At 64.5% G+C, this 18,086-nt stretch carries 18 protein-coding genes; 11 read left to right on the forward strand and 7 right to left on the reverse strand.

The window, feature by feature from the left end:
* Window positions 1-2 precede the first annotated feature (2 nt).
* From G410_RS0100235 to G410_RS14985, 3 genes are all read right to left on the reverse strand, one after another.
* Window positions 3-629, reverse strand: a complete 627-nt coding sequence (locus tag G410_RS0100235) for an LbetaH domain-containing protein (protein ID WP_022671648.1) — start codon at window positions 627-629, stop codon at window positions 3-5.
* Window positions 626-1,918 (reverse strand): homoserine dehydrogenase, encoded by a 1,293-nt coding sequence (locus tag G410_RS0100240; RefSeq protein WP_022671649.1) that lies wholly within the window; start codon window positions 1,916-1,918, stop codon window positions 626-628. The genes G410_RS0100235 and G410_RS0100240 overlap by 4 nt, the downstream gene beginning before the upstream one ends.
* A gap of 144 nt (window positions 1,919-2,062) precedes the next feature.
* Window positions 2,063-2,926: a hypothetical protein gene (locus tag G410_RS14985; RefSeq protein ID WP_156851806.1), complete on the reverse strand. Its 864-nt coding sequence runs from the start codon at window positions 2,924-2,926 to the stop codon at window positions 2,063-2,065.
* A 277-nt stretch (window positions 2,927-3,203) separates the two neighbouring features.
* Between G410_RS14985 and G410_RS0100250 the strand changes: the two genes are divergently transcribed.
* From G410_RS0100250 to G410_RS0100265, 4 genes are all read left to right on the forward strand, one after another.
* A complete protein-coding gene (locus G410_RS0100250) occupies window positions 3,204-3,902 on the forward strand; it encodes an energy transducer TonB (RefSeq protein ID WP_022671651.1) in 699 nt (232 codons plus the stop codon).
* Window positions 3,903-3,962: 60 nt separating this feature from the next.
* Entirely contained in the window at window positions 3,963-4,793 is an 831-nt protein-coding gene (locus G410_RS14990) for a MotA/TolQ/ExbB proton channel family protein (RefSeq protein ID WP_022671652.1), read from the forward strand.
* A gap of 92 nt (window positions 4,794-4,885) precedes the next feature.
* Entirely contained in the window at window positions 4,886-5,428 is a 543-nt protein-coding gene (locus tag G410_RS0100260) for an ExbD/TolR family protein (protein ID WP_022671653.1), read from the forward strand.
* A 48-nt stretch (window positions 5,429-5,476) separates the two neighbouring features.
* Window positions 5,477-5,923 (forward strand): ExbD/TolR family protein, encoded by a 447-nt coding sequence (locus G410_RS0100265; protein WP_028970870.1) that lies wholly within the window; start codon window positions 5,477-5,479, stop codon window positions 5,921-5,923.
* A 493-nt stretch (window positions 5,924-6,416) separates the two neighbouring features.
* Here the strand turns inward: G410_RS0100265 and G410_RS0100270 are convergent, their stop codons facing one another.
* The 3 genes from G410_RS0100270 to G410_RS0100280 all read right to left on the reverse strand — a co-directional run bounded on the left by G410_RS0100270 (window position 6,417) and on the right by G410_RS0100280 (window position 9,707).
* The gene (locus G410_RS0100270; protein ID WP_022671655.1) at window positions 6,417-6,818 is read right to left on the reverse strand and encodes a response regulator; all 402 of its coding nucleotides are present in this window, start codon (window positions 6,816-6,818) and stop codon (window positions 6,417-6,419) included.
* Entirely contained in the window at window positions 6,808-7,863 is a 1,056-nt protein-coding gene (locus G410_RS0100275) for a PAS domain-containing protein (RefSeq protein WP_022671656.1), read from the reverse strand. The genes G410_RS0100270 and G410_RS0100275 overlap by 11 nt, the downstream gene beginning before the upstream one ends.
* 65 nt (window positions 7,864-7,928) lie before the next feature.
* Window positions 7,929-9,707 carry an ABC transporter transmembrane domain-containing protein gene (locus G410_RS0100280; protein ID WP_022671657.1) on the reverse strand — a complete coding sequence of 593 codons (1,779 nt, stop codon included), beginning with the start codon at window positions 9,705-9,707 and terminating at the stop codon, window positions 7,929-7,931.
* 207 nt (window positions 9,708-9,914) lie between these two features.
* Here G410_RS0100280 and G410_RS0100285 point away from each other — a divergent pair, with 207 nt between their 5' ends.
* Both G410_RS0100285 and G410_RS0100290 read left to right on the forward strand, forming a co-directional pair.
* Window positions 9,915-11,132, forward strand: coding sequence for a polyhydroxyalkanoate depolymerase (locus G410_RS0100285; protein WP_022671658.1), 1,218 nt, complete (start codon window positions 9,915-9,917; stop codon window positions 11,130-11,132).
* Window positions 11,133-11,148: 16 nt separating this feature from the next.
* Window positions 11,149-11,688 carry a GNAT family N-acetyltransferase gene (locus G410_RS0100290; protein WP_022671659.1) on the forward strand — a complete coding sequence of 180 codons (540 nt, stop codon included), beginning with the start codon at window positions 11,149-11,151 and terminating at the stop codon, window positions 11,686-11,688.
* A gap of 82 nt (window positions 11,689-11,770) precedes the next feature.
* On the opposite strand, the gene G410_RS0100295 is transcribed toward G410_RS0100290, so the two are convergent.
* Window positions 11,771-12,253: a pyridoxamine 5'-phosphate oxidase family protein gene (locus G410_RS0100295; protein ID WP_022671660.1), complete on the reverse strand. Its 483-nt coding sequence runs from the start codon at window positions 12,251-12,253 to the stop codon at window positions 11,771-11,773.
* A gap of 177 nt (window positions 12,254-12,430) precedes the next feature.
* On the opposite strand from G410_RS0100295, the gene G410_RS0100300 reads away from it, so the two are divergent.
* From G410_RS0100300 to argE, 5 genes are all read left to right on the forward strand, one after another.
* On the forward strand, window positions 12,431-13,156 hold the full coding sequence (locus G410_RS0100300; RefSeq protein WP_084488906.1) for a prolyl hydroxylase family protein: 726 nt from the start codon (window positions 12,431-12,433) through the stop codon (window positions 13,154-13,156).
* A 152-nt stretch (window positions 13,157-13,308) separates the two neighbouring features.
* Window positions 13,309-15,138, forward strand: coding sequence for a DUF885 domain-containing protein (locus G410_RS0100305; RefSeq protein WP_028970874.1), 1,830 nt, complete (start codon window positions 13,309-13,311; stop codon window positions 15,136-15,138).
* A 69-nt stretch (window positions 15,139-15,207) separates the two neighbouring features.
* Window positions 15,208-15,741, forward strand: coding sequence for a DUF3833 family protein (locus G410_RS0100310; RefSeq protein ID WP_022671663.1), 534 nt, complete (start codon window positions 15,208-15,210; stop codon window positions 15,739-15,741).
* 181 nt (window positions 15,742-15,922) lie between these two features.
* Entirely contained in the window at window positions 15,923-16,900 is a 978-nt protein-coding gene (locus G410_RS0100315) for a fatty acid desaturase family protein (protein ID WP_022671664.1), read from the forward strand.
* Entirely contained in the window at window positions 16,897-18,084 is a 1,188-nt protein-coding gene (argE, locus tag G410_RS0100320; protein ID WP_022671665.1) for an acetylornithine deacetylase, read from the forward strand. The genes G410_RS0100315 and argE overlap by 4 nt, the downstream gene beginning before the upstream one ends.
* Window positions 18,085-18,086: the final 2 nt, after the last annotated feature.

Consider the following 18,086-nt stretch of genomic DNA (forward strand, 5'->3'; position numbering starts at 1 on the left):
GGTCAGGCCGTTTCCTTCGGCCATTGGTCGATAAGCGTCAGGCGCGGAACGATCGCGCCGGGAGCGATCAGCGCACCGGGCGCGATCACCGCATTGGCACCGACACGGGCTCCATCGCCAAGCAGAGCGCCGAACTTGGTGGCGCCCGTTTCGATAACGCCTTCGTCCGTTGCGATCCTGATCGCCGCGCCGCCGCGCTCGTTCCGGTAATTGGCGACGATCGCCCCCGCCTCGACATTGCTGCCGCTCCCCAGAATTGAATCGCCGACGAAGCTCAGATGGGCGATCTTGGCACCGCCGAACAGGAAGCTCGTCTTCACCTCGCACTGCGGGCCGACGATACAACCGGGGCCAAGATAAACGCCGCCACGGATATAGACGCCGGATGCGACGAAGGCGTTCGCCTCCAGCAGCACCGGCCCTTTCAGGATGGTGCCGGGTTCGATCACGGCGCTGCGGTGACGCGCGACCGTACCTTCGCGGATGTAATCGTCATCCAGCCCGGCAATGGCCTGCTCGATCAACTCTTCCGCCCTCGCGGTGGCTTCCCAGGGCACCGAAACGTCAGGGCCTTGCGCAAAGTCCCGCCAGGCCGAAACATAGTCCGCTATGGCCGGGGCCGCGCTCATGCGTTCAGAATATGCATGACCATCGGCTCGGCCTGCAGACTGTCCGAACCGGCGAGTTTCTGGAGCGCCTGGTCGATGCAGCGTTCCTCCACCTCATGCGTCACGATGGCGATGAGCGCGCTGTCGCCGCCTGCCAGCGCAGGCTGGATCAGGCTTTCCACCGATACGCCTGCATCGCGCATGGCTGCGGCGATCTCCGCCAGCACGCCGACCTTGTCGGCCACTTCGAAGCGCAGATAGACCTTGCCGGAGCGATGGCCGGTTTCCGCCGTTTCGGCGGGTTCCAGCGCGCTGGCCGGCATGGCGAAGCTGTGGCCCACCTGGCCGCGCGCCAGATCGACCAGATCGGCCACGACGGCACTGGCGGTGGGGCCATCGCCCGCGCCCGCGCCCTGAAACAATAGCCGCCCGGAATAATTGCCCTCGGCCACCACCGCATTGGTGGCACCATCGATGCGCGCCAGCGGATGGGCGAGGGGCAGCAGGCAGGGGTGCACGCGCTGGAACAGCTTGCCTTCATCCAGTTCGGCAAAACCGATCAGGCGGATCACATAGCCCAGCGCGCGGGCCTGCGCGATATCCTCGGCCCGCACCTGCGTGATGCCGCGCGTCTCGACGCCTGCGAAATCGAGCCGGGTGCCGAAGCAGAGTGAGGCGAGAATCGACAGCTTGTGCGCGGCATCCGTGCCCTCGATATCGAAGGCCGGATCCGCCTCGGCATAGCCGATGGCCTGCGCGGCGGAGAGCACCTCGTCAAAGTCGCGCCCGTCCGCTTCCATCGCGCTGAGCACATAATTGCAGGTGCCGTTGAGGATGCCATAGACGCGCTCGATCCGGTTGGCCGCCGCGCCTTCGCGCAGGCCCTTGAGCACGGGGATCGCGCCGGCCACCGCCGCCTCGAACAGCAAGGGCGCGCCGGTTCGTTCCGCGATATCGGCCAGTTCCAGCCCGTGATGCGCGATCAGTGCCTTGTTGGCCGTCACCAGCGCCTTGCCCGCGCCCAGCGCATCGCGCGCAAGAGCGAGGGCGGGGCCATCGGAACCGCCGACCAGCTCGCACACCACATCGATATCTTCGGCCTGCGCAAAGGCGGCCATGTCGTCCGCCCAGCGATAGCCGGACAGATCGACGCCGCGGTCGCGGCTCCGGTCGCGCGCGCTGACCGCGACGATCTCGACCGGGCGACCAGCCCGCCGGGCGATCAGCTCGCGATTCTCCTCGATCAGCCGCACCACGCCGGTGCCCACGGTTCCAAGGCCTGCCAGGGCCACACGCAATGCTTCGGTCATGATTTCGGCCCTTTGTCAGCTCTGTAACGGCGCGACGGGTAATCGCGCGATGCGGTTATCCTCTTGGCCACGCCCTGGCTAGCCCATCGCGCTCCGACGCTTCGGGCCGCCTATACTTGTCGCGGGCATTGAACGTGCGCGCGCTTAGCGGTTCATGATCAGCGGGGCATCGCTGACCGGCGGCCTGCCGGTGCAGGTGCCGATCGACCGGCGGACAAACTGATAATCCTCGCGCGCACGCCCATTGTTGACCGCATCGCTGCTGGACAGCGCGCTATTGGGCAGCCGCTCGGGCAGGCCGCCACAGGCCAGGCGATACCACAGCAGGCTGTCGCGCGTGGGGGCCGAGGCGGCTTCATCGACGATTTCGGATAGCGAGACGGACCAGCGGCGCTCCTGCCCCGGCCGGCTCAGAATGCTGATCGCGATCGGGCGCTGATCGGCGGTCGAAAGAAAGATCTGCGTTTCGCCTTCACCGGGAATATTGCCGGGCACGTGCACGGCGTTGTCGACTCCCGTAATCGCGGGCGGCGCGTCGATCGCCACGGCTTCGCGCGTGACCGATCGCACCAGCGCATCGGTCTGCACGCCATAGGGCAGGAGCGCATCCTGCCCGGACAGCTGCAGCGTGCCGTCTCCTGAAATGCGGCCAAAGGCAAAATAGCGGGCCCCTTTCGGACGCGCCATCCGGCCGCGCGAATCCTGCTGGATGTCGGCCAGAAAACGCAGCTCCGGCGGCACGCTGGTGGAGCCGCGGATCAGGCTGTTCACGGTGGCCTCTATATAGAAGCGCGTGACGCCCACGGGCAGGGGGCCGCTGCGTTCCGGCTCTACCGGTGTGGCGCGGGTGACGATCAGGTCGACGATGGCCGGTGCGTTGACGACGCGCTGCGCCACGCTGGCATAGGCAGGCACCTGTTCGGTATAACTGGTCTGACTGGTCGCAGCGCATCCACCCAGCGCCAGCGATGCCAACGCGGTGATATGATAGACTTTCCTGCAACGCATCGACGCGGTCCTTTTATTGTCTGATTCATCAGCTGCCGGTGCGGGCATGCCGCGCCTGCCCTGTCGCTGGCGTTAACCATAGGGCATCTGATTTGGCCCTGGCGGCGTATAACCCTTTCTAACAAGACCGGTCGACCGCAATAATCGCATTGCCCATCCCGGTTATGCCGGTTAAGACCGGGGAGAAGTAGGAGAAAGCCGTTGCGCATGGCCCTGTCGCTGCCCTAGCAGTGGTGGAGCCAGCCCAGCGAGGGAATATAAGGAGCAACGCAGCCGAATGGCCTATGCAGACCAGGGAATGAGCAACACGAAGCTCGTTTCAATCGTAATCGTTGTCATCATTCATGCGCTGATCGGGTACGCTTTCGTGACCGGTCTGGCTTATAGTGCTGTGAAGAAAGTGGCAGAGGATCTCAACGTCATCGATGTGACGGAGGAAGAGCCACCGCCACCGCCGGATGAACCGCCGCCGCCTGAGCCCGATCCGCAGCCGCAAGTCGACCCTCCCGTAGTGTCGCCGCCGCCGATCGTGAAGACGCCGCCGCGGCCCAATCCTGTGCAGACGGTGCGGGACATTCCGCCGGCAGCTCCGGTCACGCCGGTCTTCAACAAGATCGGCCCGGTGCCCAAGCTTGCGCCGCCACCGCCACCGCCGCCACCTCCGCCGCCGCCGCCACCGCAGCGCGCCAATCCGGAGCCACGTGGCAATCCGGGGCGTTGGGTGACGAACGCCGACTATCCATCACGCGCTCTGCGTGAAGGGGCTGAGGGCACCACGCGCTTTACCCTAACGGTGGGTGCGAATGGCCGGGCCACGTCCTGTCAGGTGACCGGATCGAGCGGGAACAGCGAGCTGGATCAGTCGACTTGCCGCAACATGGAGCGGAGGGCGCGTTTCGATCCCAAGCTCGATGCGCAAGGCAATCCGACGACAGGTACCTGGTCCAACGCGGTCCGATGGGAGATCCCGGAATAAGCGCAGCGTTCAACGCCGCCCGGGTTTCAAGAGTAAATATTCGAAGAGGAAAGTCACACCATGTCCATTGAACTTCTCAGCGCTGCAGCCGGTGGCTCGCAGAATAAATTCGGTCTCCTGGAGGCCCTTAATGAAGGCGGCGTCATCAGCTGGTCGATCTTCGTGGTCCTCGTGATCATGTCGGTCGGTTCCTTCTACATTCTGTTCACCAAGCTGTTCGAGCAGCAGAAGGTGATCAATCAGGGCAAGAAGGCCCGCGCCGGCTTCTGGCGTGCGTCGAGCCTGAAGGAAGGTTCGTCCAAGCTGGAGAAGAACAGCGCCTACAAGCAGCTCGTCGACGATGGTCTGCACGCCCAGGGTCGTCACGGCCAGATGGTCGATCAGCAGGAAGCCCATGACTATCTGCACGGTTCGCTGGCGCGTTCGGAAGCCTCGATCAACACCAAGCTGAACAGCGGCCTGGCGTTCCTCGCCACCGTGGGTGCGACCGCACCGTTCGTCGGTCTGCTCGGTACGGTTATCGGCATCTACTCGGCGCTCATCAAGATCGGCATCGCCGGTCAGGCATCGATCGACGCCGTGGCCGGCCCGGTTGGTGAAGCCCTGATCATGACCGCGCTCGGTCTGTTCGTGGCCGTTCCTGCCGTGCTTGCGTACAACTGGCTGCAGAGCCGCAACAAGTACATCCTGCGTGATCTGAACGCCTTCTCCAACGACCTGCTCGCTTACATGGGTTCGGACGGCAAGGTGAAGCCGGAATATGTGACCGCATCGACGGCCGCCAAGCCAATCACCAAAACGTCCGGTCAGGCCGGTGGCGTGCAGTCGCCTGCCGTGAAGCCCGGCACGACCGGCGCGGCAACGACCACGACCACGACGCCCAAGCGTTGATGATACGGGCGGGTGACGGCCAGCGCGCCGTCGCCCGCCACTCAAAAATATTCCAAGGCCTTCATGGCCGCGAAGATTAGAGGATTTAATCCATGGCCATCAGTTCGGGAGGCGGCGGTGCAGACGCCCCGATGTCCGACATCAACACGACTCCGCTGGTGGATGTCATGCTGGTGCTACTCATCATCTTCCTCATCGCCATTCCGGTGGTGATCCAGACGGTGGACCTCGATTTGCCGGTGGTTCGCTTCGAACCCACGATCACCAAGCCGGAGAATGTTCTTCTGGCCGTGAGCGCGACCGATGTGAACGGCCTGAGCCCGGGCGAGGACGGCTTTGCCGGTGCATCGCCCAATGGCGAATGCCGCGTCTACTGGAACACGACGCCAATCGATTCGACCGAGCTGGTCGATCGTGCGGTGGACAAGCTGGAAGCCGAGATCGAGGCGCTGGGTGGCCCCGCGGCCATTCAGTCTGGTAGCGTCGATCCAGATGATCTTCCAGAAGTCCATATCCGCGGTGACATCAACACGCCTTATCGCTGCATTGGCGGTGCCATCTATCAGATGCAGTCGGCCGGTTTCTCGAAGGTCGGTTTCATCTCGACCCCCGTCGACATCCAGTCCGCCATCTGAATACGGCGCTGGTCTGGCGTCCTTGAACGAGCTTAGGAGAAAATAATCATGGCAATGAGCGGAGGCAATGACGACGGCTCCCCCATGATGGAGATGAATACGACGCCGCTGATTGACGTCATGCTCGTGCTTCTCATCATGTTCATCATCACCATCCCCGTGCAGACGCACGCGGTGAAGATCGATCTGCCGGTGGACAGCGAAAGCACGACACCGCCAGTGGACCCGATCGTCAACAAGGTGATCATCACGCCGGAAAACGTCATCCAGTGGAATGGTGAGCCGATCTCCCTGCAGCAGTTCGACCAGCTGTTGCAGCAGTCGCTGCAGTTGCCGGTGGAGCCCGAGCTGCAGTTCCAGCCTTCCCCGACGACGCGGTATCTGATCGTCGATGAGGCGCTGGCCTCCATCAAGCGGTCGGGCATCACCAAGTTCGGATTTGTCGGAAATGAACAGTTCCGTCAGTTCAACAAGGCTGCGGTCGCACCGCGCTAAACAGGGATCACTCTTCGGATCTCGAAGGGCGGCGCTTAACAGCGCCGCCCTTTTTCGTTGTTGGTCCATGACGCGTGCGCTGGTCCGCGCCGCTGACCGCGCTGGTGCGGCAAAGATGGGGGTCTGCACGCTCGGCTGAAAACCCGTCCGCCTGCTTTATCTCACGACGGCCGACTTGGCCCGGAACGGCAGCTTGCAGGAAGCGCAAAGGCCTAGCCCAGTAGTACCGCACGCGATTTGGCTGGGCTTCGCCGGTGAAGCGTGATGGCGCCTTCAATGCGTCTGCCCAACGCGACAGATCGGTCAGCCCTCGATGGTGCTGCCTGAGATCGCTGCTGGAGGAGCCTAGGTCGCTCGGATGGCGTCGTCAAAATCTGCCCGACGCGCTTGTCACAGCATCCACCGCTGGGTCTGCTAATGCCGTTCCCCGACTGACCACGCACGTGATGCGCGCTCTGCCGTCCCCTGCGCGCCTCAGACGCAACCAGGAAGCTTAGTCCGCGTCGCCAATTAGCATGGTGGCCAGCTTGGTGATCATGGTATCGTTGGAGGCAGGCTTCGCGACGACGGGCGCGCCGAGACGCCGGATCAGCTCGCCCTGACGATCCAGATCGCCGGAATGCAGCAGGAACGGCACCGATAGATCCAGCAGCCGCCGGGCAATGGGCTCGCAATTGGTCGTGCGCCCCAATGTGACGTCCAATATGGCCGCATCCGGGGTTTGCGCATCGATGTGCGCATCCGCCCGCGTCACGGTGCGTGCGGTGATGACGGAGGCGCCGCACCTTTCAAGGGCGTGCTGCAGATCGAGCGCAATGAGCGGCTCGTCTTCCAGCACCAGGATGCATTTTCCGGCCAGCGCCGCCCGCGCGGTTTCGCTGGCCTTAATCGGCATCGATCGGCACCCTGATCCGCACTTCGAGACCCATGGGCTTCCAGCTATGTTCGATGGTGCCTTCTGCCGCCGCCAGCAGGCGCGTCACAATGGCCACGCCGGTGCCTTGGTCCTGCGGCGGTTGATCGACCGGTGGCCCGCCCGTTTCCTTCCAGTCGAGCAGTATATCGTCCCCGTCACGGAGCCAGCTGATCGCCACCTCTCCATGTTCGGCACCGAGCGCACCATATTTGATGGCGTTGGTGGCCAGCTCATGCAGGGTCAGGCCAAGCATCGAGACGATATTGGTATCGAGCCGAATGCGATCGCCATGATAGCTGATCTTCTTGCCCCCGCCATCATAGGGGCCGAGCACCGCCTTGGTCATCTGCCCGATATCGGTGCTGCCGGATTTGGCCTCATCCAGCGTGCTTTCATAGGCCCGGCCCAGCGCCTGAATGCGCGAGGTGATCCAGTCGGCCATCGCCGGCTGCTGCCGTTCCCGCCCGGCCATGTTGACGATGGCCGAAATGACGGAAAACATGTTCTTGATGCGATGGCTCAGTTCCCGCGCCATCATCCGCGCATGCTGTTCGTCCGCCCGCGCGGCGTTGACGTCGGTCACGTCCCACTGGCTGCCGAACAGATATTTCAGCTCGTTCTTGTCATCGTAGATCGGGCCGATGTGCAGGGCATTCCAGAAGGGCGTGCCGTCCTTCTTGTAATTGAGGATTTCCACCACGGCGACCGCGCGGGCTTCCACCGCATCGCGCAGCTTGTTCACGGTTTGCCGGTCGGTATCGACGCCCTGCAGAAAACGGCAATTATGGCCGAGAATTTCCTCCTCGTCATAACCGGTCAGCTCCCGGAAGGCGCGATTGCAGAAGACGATCGGATCGTCCTCCTGATTCGGATCGGTCAGACAGATCGCCATGCGGGTCTGCGCCATGGCCTGTTCGAACAGAAGCCCGGACGCGCCGGAAAACCGGCCTTCATTCTCCACGCTGCGGAACCGCCCAGGCGAATTGTCGAACGCCGTGTGCGACTGATCATATTTGTCGGCCATGCCGCAGAATTAGCAGAAAAAAGCCGGTGCACCAGCCCCCAGAACGGCCGCCCTGATCCTGCGGGTTACGCGCCTTCGAACTGCAATTTGGCGAGGCGCGCATACAGGCCCCCGCCGGCCTCCAGCGCATCATGGCTGCCCTGCTCCACGATCCGGCCCTGGTCCATCACGATGATGCGATTGGCCGAACGGACGGTGGCCAGGCGGTGGGCGATGACCACGGTGGTGCGGTCCACCATCAGCCGTTCGAGCGCATCCTGCACCAGCCGCTCGCTTTCGGCATCCAGCGCGCTGGTGGCCTCGTCCAGCAGCAGGATCGGCGCGGTGCGCAGCATGGCACGCGCGATGGCGATGCGCTGGCGCTGCCCGCCCGAAAGGCGCGCGCCGCCTTCGCCCAGATAGGTGTCGAGCCCTTCCGGAAGCCCGCGCAGGAACGTCTCCGCATTGGCCAGCCGCGCCGTTTCCCATAGCTCTTCATCGGCGGCGTCCCACCGGCCATAGCGCAGATTGTCGCGCGCGCTGGCGGCGAAGAGCACGGTTTCCTGCGGCACATAGGCGATGCGCTGCCGCAGCTCCGCCGGATCGGCGCTGGACAGCGGCACGCCATCGATGCGCACCGTGCCGCGCTGCGGATCGTAAAAGCGTAAGGCCAGCTGGAACAGGGTGGATTTACCGGCGCCCGATGGGCCGACCACCGCCACCGTTTCGCCCGGCTCCACGGTAAGGGTGAAATCGTCCAGCGCCCGGTCATCGGGCCGGGTGGGGTAGCGGAAGGTGACCGAATCGAACGACAGGCTGCCGCGCGGCGCGGGCATCGCCACCGCCTTGGGTCCACGGCTGATATCGGGCGCGGCCTGCAGCAGTTCGCCCAGCCGCCCGGCTGCGCCCGCGCCGCGCAGGATATCGCCCCACACTTCGGTCAGCGCGCCAAAGCTGCTGGCGGTGAGCACGCCGGCAAAGATGAAGGCGGTGATGGTGCCGCCGGTTAGCCGCCCGGCCACCACATCGGCCGCGCCCTCCCACATGATGCCGGTAATCGCGCTGAAGATCATGGTGATGACCACCAGCGTCAGCGCCGCGCGCCATGTGATGCGGCGGCAGGCGGTCTCGAAACTGGCTTCGACCGCCTGGGCAAACCGGCCACGCTCCCGCGCTTCCTGCCCGAAGGCCTGGACGATCTTCATCGCCCCCAGCGTTTCGGAGGTCATCGCGCCGACATCGGCAATGCGATCCTGGCTGGCGCGGGACACATCGCGCACCTTGCGGCCGATCAGCACGATCGGCACGATGATCAGCGGAATGCCGATCACCAGCATGGTGGCTAGCCCCGGCGCCAGAACGAACAGATAGATGATGCCGCCGATGCCCAGCACCACATTGCGCAACGCGATCGACACGGTGGTGCCCACGGTCTGTTCGATCACCGAGGTATCGGCGGTGAGGCGCGAGGATATTTCGCTCGGGCGGTTTTCCTCGAAGAAGCGCGGCGCCTGGCCCAGCAGATTGGCGTGCACGTCGCGCCGCAGATCGGCCACCACCCGCTCGCCCAGCCAGCTGACGAAATAGAAACGCGCGGCGGTGGCGATCGCCAGCACGCCGACGATCATGAACATGTAATGGAAATAGGGCGCGATATTGCCGGTCTGCGATCCGAAACCCTTGTCCACCATCTGCTGCAACTGGCGCGGGATGGCCAGCGTGGCCAGCGCGGCCAGCAGCAGCGCGATCGCCGCATAGGCCAACTGCTTGGGATATCGCAGCAGATAGCGGAACACGATTTTGAGGCTGCCGATATGGCGCACCGCGCCCGGCTCGATCGCTGCTTTCGTGGGGGTTCTGGCCATGCCAGCGCGTTAGCAGGGGCGGGTGGACGTGGATAGTAGGGATGCAGCGCGGCCGGCGCGCGTCGCGGCCCGGCCCGGCCCGGACCTTGCCCCTGCGGCTCCGGCGGCCACCGGCATGCCGGTGCAGCATCGCCACGGCGCTGCATTGCAACATTCATCATTTTGTGCCTACATATGGGCAACATACCGATTATTCGAAGGACCAGCATGCTCTACAGCAGCTATGAAATGCAGCGATCGCTCCTCGCCGGTGCCAGCGTTTTTGCCAATATGGGTGCCAACCTCCTTACCAACCCGCTGAATCCCATGTCTTATCTGGGTGGCGGACCGGTGCTGGCCTCGGCCCTCGATGTGTTCGCGCATGCGGCCAGCCCGCGCGGAAAACCGGCGTTCGGGATCGAATCCGTAGAGGTCGACGGGAAGACCGTGGCGGTGAAAGAGGAGATTGCGCTGCGCAAATCCTTCGGCCAGCTCAAGCATTTCGTGAAGGAAGGCGTGAGCGATCAGCCCCGCCTGCTGATCGTGGCGCCCATGTCCGGCCATTTCGCCACGCTGCTGCGCGGCACGGTGGAGCGCATGCTGCCCGGCCATGATGTCTATATCACCGACTGGCGCGACGCGAAGAACGTGCCCCTGAGCGAGGGGTCGTTCGATCTCGACGATTATATCGATTATGTGGTCGATTTCCTGGAGGAGATCGGCCCCGGCGCGCACATGCTGGCGGTGTGCCAGCCGTCGGTGCCCTGCTATGCCGCCACCGCCTTCATGGCGCAGGACAAGAACCCCTGCGTGCCCAGAACGCTGACGCTGATGGGCGGCCCAGTCGATACGCGCGAGGCCCCGACGGCGGTGAATACCCTGGCGACCGAGCGGCCGCATGCCTGGTTCCAGCAGAATGTGATTGCCACCATCCCGGCCATGTATCCGGGCGCGGGGCGCAAGGTTTATCCGGGCTTCCTGCAGCTGGCCGGCTTCATGTCGATGAACCTCGGCAGCCATCTCAACAGCCATTGGGAGATGTTCAAGCATCTGGTCAAAGGCGACGATGAAAGCGCCACCGCCAGCAAGGATTTCTACGAGGAATATCGCTCGGTCTGCGACATGACCGCCGAATTCTATCTGCAGACGATCGAGATCGTGTTCCAGACCCATGCCCTGCCCAAGGGCGAGTGGCTGCACCGTGGCCGCCTGGTGGACCCCAGCGCGATCACCGAGACGGCGGTGCTGGCGATCGAAGGCGAGATGGACGATATCAGCGGCCTGGGCCAGACCAAGGCGTCGCTGACATTGGCGACCAAGCTGCCCGACGAGAACAAGCGCTATTATATGGCCGAAGGCGCGGGCCATTACGGCATCTTCAACGGCAGCAAGTGGCGCACCAAGGTGGCCCCGGTCGTGGAAGAATGGATTGCCAAGTTCGACTAGCGGGCAGGCGGGGCCGGTGACGGCCGCGCCCACGCTGCTGACCGGGCGCCTGCGTCTGCGCGCCCATGAGCTGCGCGATTTCGAGCCCGTGCTGGCGATGTCCGCGGATCCGGCGGTGCACCGCTTCATCGGCGGCGCGCCGGCCGATCGTGCGCAGGTCTGGGAAAAATTCCTGCGCGGCCCCGGTTTCTGGCCGCTGCTCGGCTTTGGCCTGTGGGTGGTGGAAGAGCGGGCGGCGGGGGCCTTTGTCGGCCAGATCGGCTTCGGGCGGTTCGAACGCGCCATCGACCCGTCATTGCCCGACTGGCCGGAAGGTGCCTGGGTGCTGGCGTCCGAACATCATGGCAAGGGGTTTGCCAGCGAGGCGCTGGCGGCGGCGCTGGCCTGGGCGGATGACGCGCTTCGCAGCCCGCTATGCTGCATCATCGCGCCGGAAAATGGCGGGTCGCTCGCTCTGGCGCATCGGCACGGCTTTCGCGACGTCCGCCGCGCCGCCTATCATGGGGCGGACACCACGGTGCTGGAACGACCGGCGCCGCCTGCCGTGAGCGCCTGACCGTACCGGCGCCGCGTCCTCTCATGACATAAAAAAGGCCCCGGACGAGGGGGCCTTTTTCATTGGGTAGAAGGCGCAAGCCTTACATGGTCGTTTCGATATGCTTCTGGTTCGGATCGCCATAATTGATGTCGCCGCCGAACAGCATTTTCAGCTTGTTGCCGACCGACAGGTCCGCTTCCCACATTTCCGCATTCTTCATGTCGAAGCGCAGCAGGGTAAGGTTCGGATCGTCCTTGCCGCCATCGAACCAGGATTCGATCGCGTTCGACCAGAATTTGTCGATCAGGCCGCGGTCGTCGCTGACCGACAGCATGCCGGAGATGCAGGCAAAGAAGTCATGGCCCTTGCCGGAAAACTGCACCATCGCTTCGGGATGGGACACGAGGCCGGTGGCCAGACGGTTGTCCTTGCGCGCGTAGAAGAACAGGCTGTTGGGGATATCGTCGTCGAACTGCGCGGTCATCGGTTCGGAATGCGCGTTCTGGGCGGGAAGGCCGATCATGACGAAGGGGCTCTTGTCGAGCGCTTCCCAGAATTTCTTGATAATCTCTTTGTTGTCCATTGTTGGGCTCCTTCTGTGTTTCATAGGTCCAAACGTGTGGCCCCTGCGGAACGTTCCCATCGCGCGGGTGCCCCATCACGCGGAGGCTGGCCCGATCGGCCCTTGAAAATCATCGGCAAGGCGGCAAACAGGGGATGCAGCAGGCCAATCGACCATATCGGCACCAAAGGATTGATCATGGGCACAGTAACGAGCAGCGTGACCACCGGCACGCGCAAGCGCAAGCTGGACCCGGCGGCCAATCCCGCAAAGTTGAAGAAGATCGGCCAGATCACCACGCGCAAGCTGAACGCCAACCCCTATGTCCAGCATGTCGATGTCGAAGGGGCGCAGGTCTATGTCTATCAGAACTTCCTGCCGGCGGCGGATTGCCAGCTGCTGATCGACCGGATCGATGCCGAGGCGGTGCCGTCCACCCTGTATGAAGGCACCGAAACCAAGAATTTCCGCACCAGCTACAGCTGCCATCTGAGCAGTTACGATGCCGATGTCTCGCGGATCGAGAACCGCATGGCTGAGGTGCTGGGCATCGACAATCATTTCTCCGAAACCATGCAGGGCCAGCGCTATCAGATGGGCCAGGAGTTCAAGCCGCACCATGATTTCTTCCATGTCGGCGAAGGCTATTGGCAGCAGGAGCGCAGCAAGGGCGGGCAGCGCAGCTGGACCGCGATGATCTTCCTGAACGAGGTGCCGGAGGGCGGGCAGACCGAATTTCCGCAGCTCGGTATCGGGGTGGAGCCCAAGCAGGGCATGATGCTGATCTGGAACAATATGCGGCCCGACGGCCTGCCCAATATGAAGACGCTGCACGCCGGCACGCCGGTGAAGCTGGGCACCAAATATGTCATCACCAAATGGTTTCGCCAGAACAACTGGCTGAAGCTGGCGATGGCGGACTGACGATCGCTTTCTCTTGGGGCGGCGGACATGCTCGTCCCGCCAGGCGAGACGTTTATCGATGGCCGATTGCGTTCCCGGCGCACATGCTATTGCTGGTGGCCGCAACATGGGGCCGCGCAGCAAGCGTGACCTCGCATAACGGGGATGATTCCATGAAATCGATACTGCTCGCCAGCGCCGCCGCCCTTTGCCTCAGCGCCTGTGCCGCCATGCCGGACAATCGCCCGGCCGCCGCCGCCACCGCGCCGCAAGCCGTATCGACCGATCAGGCAGCGCATGAGGAATTGTTCGCGCTGTTTTCTGCGGCAGACGAGGCCAATCTGAAGCGTAACCCGCTCGAAGCGCTGTTCCGCGGCGACGATCGCTATGCCGACCGGCTGGGCGATTATCTGTCCGATGCCTATGACGCCGCCGAAAAGAAGGCGGCCGAGGACAATCTCGCCGCGCTGAATGCCATCGACCGCGCCGCCCTCTCGCAGACCGACCGCATCGCCTATGATGTGTTCGCGCAGAACCAGAAGGCGATCCTGCGCGGCTTCGAGGCGGATGTGTACACCGCCAGCATCGTGCGGCCGATCAACCATTTCAGCGGCTTTCACACTTTCTATCCCGGCTTTGCCAGCGGCAAGGGGGCGGCTCCGTTCAAGACGCTGGCCGATTATGAGAACAATCTGAAACGTCACGCGCAGTTCCTGGCCATCAGCGACCGCGCGATCGACCGCTTTCGCCAGGGCATGGACGCGGGCATTTTCGAAACGAAACTGACCATCCGCAACGTGATCGACCAGCTCGATACGCAGCTGGCCATTCCGGTGGAGGAATCGCCTTATTATGCGCCGGTGACCATGTTCCCGGACACGATAAGCGCGGCGGACCAGGCCCGTCTCCAGCGCGAATATCGCGCCATGGTGGTGGACGGCATCTACCCGTCCTATCGGCGAACGCGCGATTTTCTGGAAAACGAATATCTGCCGCTGGCCCGCGAAGAGGTGGGCCTGTCCGCGATGAAGGGCGGCGCGGCCTATTATGACTATCTGCTGCAGCAGACGACCACGCTGGACGATGTGACCGCCGATGGCATCCACCAGCTGGGCCTGAGCGAAGTGGCGCGCATTCGCGGCGAAATGGAAAAGGTGAAGGACGAAGTCGGCTTCGAGGGCACGCTGGCCGAGTTCTTCGAATTCATCCGCACCGATCCGCAGTTCAAGCCGGAAAGCCGCGAGGCGCTGACCGCCAGTTATTACGCCATCGAGAAAAAGGTGCAGGCGCAGATCCCCAGCCAGTTCGCCACGCTGCCCGAGGCGCCGCTCGAAATCCGGCCCTATGAGGAATATCGGGAGAAATATGAGGCTGGTGGCAGCTATCAGTCCGGCACGCCGGATGGATCGCGACCCGGCATCTTCTATTTCAACGCCTATGATCTGCCCAGCCGCACCACGCCGGGCGAAACCACGCTGTTCCTGCACGAAGGCGCCCCGGGCCATCATTTCCAGATCAGCCTGGCGCAGGAGAATGAGGCGCTGCCCAATTTCATGCGCTTCGGCGGCAACACGGCCTATGTCGAAGGCTGGGCGCTCTATGCCGAATCGCTCGGCTATCCGATGGGCCTGCTGAACGATCCCTATCAGCGCTTCGGCTCGCTGGACGACGAGATGCTGCGCGCCATGCGGCTGGTGGTCGATACCGGCCTGCATTCCAAGGGCTGGGGCCGCGACAAGGCGATCGCCTATATGCTGGCCAATAGCGGTATGGGCAAAACCGATGCCACGGCGGAGGTGGAGCGCTATATCGCCATTCCCAGCCAGGCGGTGGCCTACAAGATCGGCGCGCTGACCATCCAGCGGTTGAAGAAGCAGGCTGAGGCTGCGCTGGGCGACCGGTTCGATCCGCGTGAATTCCACGATCAGGTGCTGGGCACCGGCGCGCTGCCGCTCAGCGTGCTGGACGCGAAAATTCAGGACTGGATCGCCGCCAAGGGCTGATCGCCGCCTCTTCTTCTGCGGTCCAGGCGGCGTGCGGATCCACGCGGCGCGCGGCGGCGTTACAGGTCGATGACCCATCGACGCTTCCCGCGCCTCGGCGCGCTTGCCCTGGCGCTCGCCGCCCCACTGGCTCTGGCCGGCTGCATGGGTCAGGTGACAGCGCCGGAGCTGGCGGCGCCCACCCCGCGCTTCGACGCGCTGGCCTTTTTCGAGGGCGAGAGCACGGGGCTGGGCACGCTGGACAAGATCGTCGGCAAGACGGTGACCACCCGCGTCAGCAGCACCGGCACGCGCCAGCCGGACGGATCGCTGCGGCTCGTGCAGCGCGTGACCGAAGGCAGCAAGCCGCAGCGCACACGCAGCTGGGTGATCCGCGAAACCGCGTCTGGCCGATATCAAGGCACGCTGACCGATGCCACCGGCCCCGTCACCGGTGAAAGCAACGGCAACCGCCTGCACCTCGCCTACCGCATGAAGGGCGGCTTCGACGTCGACCAGTGGCTGTATCTCGAACCCGGTGGCCGCGTGGCGCAAAACCGCATGAAGGTCAGCAAGCTGGGCGTGGCCGTCGCCAGGCTGGACGAGACCATCCGCAAACAGTGAGCGCCCGCAAGCCGTAATTAAGCGCTGTCCTACTGGGGGCGGGGTGGGGTATGCTGATGGTTATGATGTTTGCGTCTGCCCCTGATCCGTTCCGCTTTTCCGCGTGCGGCGGGGTGGGAGATTTTGTCGCTCTGGACAGTGTGACCTGTGTGAACCTGGCGTGCGCGCCGGGGGTGTTTGCATGGCGCAGGTGAAGGCCGCGCGGCCGCTGGAGCTGTTCTCGCGCGCCGAGTGGAGCGCCTTGACGCAGGTGTCGCGATGGCGGGGCGCTTGGCTGGTGGTGCATGGCTGGGCGGTGATCGCGCTGGCCATCGGCGGCGCGCTTTGGACATGGGAGGTTGCCGGGCCGCTGGCCGGGGTGCCCGCCGTGCTGCTCGCGATCGTGATCGTCGGCGGGCGGCAACTGGGCCTGGCCATCCTGATGCATGACGCGGCGCATGGGCTGCTGAGCCCGAACCGGCGCTGGAACAACCGGCTGGGCGAATGGCTCACCGGCGCGCCCGTGGGCAGCGATTTGCAGGCCTACCGCGCCTATCACCTGACCCATCACCGTTACACGCAGCAGGAGGAGGACCCGGACCTGATCCTGTCCAAGCCTTTCCCGACCAGCCGGGCCAGCCTGCGCCGCAAGATGTGGCGCGATCTCACCGGCCGCACCTTCCTCAAGACGCGGGCTGCGCAGGTGCTGGGCGGCTGGCGGGCGCTGACGAAAGCGCGCGCAGAGGGGGCGGGGAAGGGCGAAGTGCGCTCCTTTGCCGGAAACGCCGTGCTGCGCTTCCTGCTGGTGAACGCGCTATTGCTGATCGTGCCATGGGCGCTTGGCGCCGGGCCGTGGCCGTTCCTGATCTGGCTGGCCGCGCTGGCCACCACGTTCCAGCTGTTTCTGCGCATCCGCAACATTGCCGAGCATGCCTGCACCGCCACCGGATCGGACGATCCGTTCACCCATGCGCGCACCACGCATGCCAACTGGATCGAGCGGGCTACCGTCGCGCCCTATTGGGTCAACTTCCATTCGGAGCATCATCTGTTCATGGCCGTCCCCTGCTATCGCCTGCCGTCGGCGCACCGCGCGCTTGTTGCCAAGGGCTATGCCGAGCGCATGACCATCGCGCCGGGCTATGCCCATGTGCTGCGCATGGCAGCGGGCGCGGCATGAGCGCCGAGATCGCCACGAAGGGCCGCGCGATCCTGGAGACGCTGGTGGCGTTCGACACCACCTCGCGCCTCAGCAATCTGGCGCTGATCGAATGGGTCGAGGCCTATCTGGCGAACTTCGGTATCGCCGGGCGGCGGGTGCCGAATGCGGCAGGCGACAAGGCCAATTTCTACGCCACCATCGGTCCTGATGTGGCGGGCGGGGTGATCCTGTCCGGCCATAGCGATGTCGTGCCGATCGACGGGCAGGACTGGTCGAGCGATCCGTGGGTGGTGACCGAGCGCGAAGGCAAGCTGCACGGGCGCGGGACCAGCGACATGAAGGCGTTCATCGCGCTCGCGCTGGCCGCGGTGCCGCTGTTCCAGCAGGGGCGGCGGCCCGTGCACATTGCGCTGAGCTATGACGAGGAGGTCGGCTGCAAGGGCGCGCCGGACATGATCGCCAGCATCGCCCGGCATGTGCCCGCACCGATGCTCGCCGTGGTGGGTGAGCCGACCAGCATGGCGGTGGTGACGGGGCATAAGGGCATCGCCCTGCACGAGGTGCGCGTGCGCGGGCATGAGGCGCATAGCAGCCTGACGCATCTGGGTGTCTCGGCCAACAATGTCGCCATCGGCCTGATGCACGAACTGATGGAACTGGCCGAGGCGCTGAAGGCGCAGGCCGATCCGGACAGTCCGTTCACCCCGCCGCACGCCACGCTGACCGTCGGCATCATGCAGGGCGGCACGGCGAGCAACATCCTGGCGCGCGATTGCCGCTTCCAGTTCGATCTGCGCTGCCCGCCCGGGCAGGACCCGCTGGCGATCCTTGCGCCGTTCATGGAGCGGGTGGCCGCGGTGGATGCCGAGATAAAGTCGCGGTTTGAGGAATGCGGCGTGACCATCGAGCGCTTGTCGCACACGCCGCCGCTGACGCCGGTTGCGGACGGCGCGGCAGAGGCGTTCGTGCGCTCGCTCACTGGCGATAACGGCCCGGCGCTGGCGGTGTCCTACGCCGCCGAGGCGGGGCAGTTCGCCCGCGCCGGCTTCGCCACCGTGCTGTGCGGCCCCGGCTCGATCGAACAGGCGCATCAGCCGGACGAGTGGATCGCGCTCGACCAGATCGACAAGGGCGCCGCCTTCATGGTGCGGCTGGCCGAGCGATTGGCTGAGCGCCCGGCTGATCGCCCGGAAGAGCGGTAGAG

The organism is Novosphingopyxis baekryungensis DSM 16222 (genome assembly GCF_000420305.1).
GTDB classification, from domain to species: Bacteria; Pseudomonadota; Alphaproteobacteria; order Sphingomonadales; family Sphingomonadaceae; genus Novosphingopyxis; species Novosphingopyxis baekryungensis.

Bases quoted from the DNA above. Each gene is read 5' to 3' on its own strand.
- G410_RS0100235 (WP_022671648.1), bottom strand. From the start codon at position 629: ATGAGCGCGGCCCCGGCCATAGCGGACTATGTTTCGGCCTGGCGGGAC.
- G410_RS0100240 (WP_022671649.1), bottom strand. From the start codon at position 1,918: ATGACCGAAGCATTGCGTGTGGCCCTGGCAGGCCTTGGAACCGTGGGC.
- G410_RS14985 (WP_156851806.1), bottom strand. From the start codon at position 2,926: ATGCGTTGCAGGAAAGTCTATCATATCACCGCGTTGGCATCGCTGGCG.
- G410_RS0100250 (WP_022671651.1), top strand. From the start codon at position 3,204: ATGGCCTATGCAGACCAGGGAATGAGCAACACGAAGCTCGTTTCAATC.
- G410_RS14990 (WP_022671652.1), top strand. From the start codon at position 3,963: ATGTCCATTGAACTTCTCAGCGCTGCAGCCGGTGGCTCGCAGAATAAA.
- G410_RS0100260 (WP_022671653.1), top strand. From the start codon at position 4,886: ATGGCCATCAGTTCGGGAGGCGGCGGTGCAGACGCCCCGATGTCCGAC.
- G410_RS0100265 (WP_028970870.1), top strand. From the start codon at position 5,477: ATGGCAATGAGCGGAGGCAATGACGACGGCTCCCCCATGATGGAGATG.
- G410_RS0100270 (WP_022671655.1), bottom strand. From the start codon at position 6,818: ATGCCGATTAAGGCCAGCGAAACCGCGCGGGCGGCGCTGGCCGGAAAA.
- G410_RS0100275 (WP_022671656.1), bottom strand. From the start codon at position 7,863: ATGGCCGACAAATATGATCAGTCGCACACGGCGTTCGACAATTCGCCT.
- G410_RS0100280 (WP_022671657.1), bottom strand. From the start codon at position 9,707: ATGGCCAGAACCCCCACGAAAGCAGCGATCGAGCCGGGCGCGGTGCGC.
- G410_RS0100285 (WP_022671658.1), top strand. From the start codon at position 9,915: ATGCTCTACAGCAGCTATGAAATGCAGCGATCGCTCCTCGCCGGTGCC.
- G410_RS0100295 (WP_022671660.1), bottom strand. From the start codon at position 12,253: ATGGACAACAAAGAGATTATCAAGAAATTCTGGGAAGCGCTCGACAAG.
- G410_RS0100300 (WP_084488906.1), top strand. From the start codon at position 12,431: ATGGGCACAGTAACGAGCAGCGTGACCACCGGCACGCGCAAGCGCAAG.
- G410_RS0100305 (WP_028970874.1), top strand. From the start codon at position 13,309: ATGAAATCGATACTGCTCGCCAGCGCCGCCGCCCTTTGCCTCAGCGCC.
- G410_RS0100310 (WP_022671663.1), top strand. From the start codon at position 15,208: ATGACCCATCGACGCTTCCCGCGCCTCGGCGCGCTTGCCCTGGCGCTC.
- G410_RS0100315 (WP_022671664.1), top strand. From the start codon at position 15,923: ATGGCGCAGGTGAAGGCCGCGCGGCCGCTGGAGCTGTTCTCGCGCGCC.
- argE (WP_022671665.1), top strand. From the start codon at position 16,897: ATGAGCGCCGAGATCGCCACGAAGGGCCGCGCGATCCTGGAGACGCTG.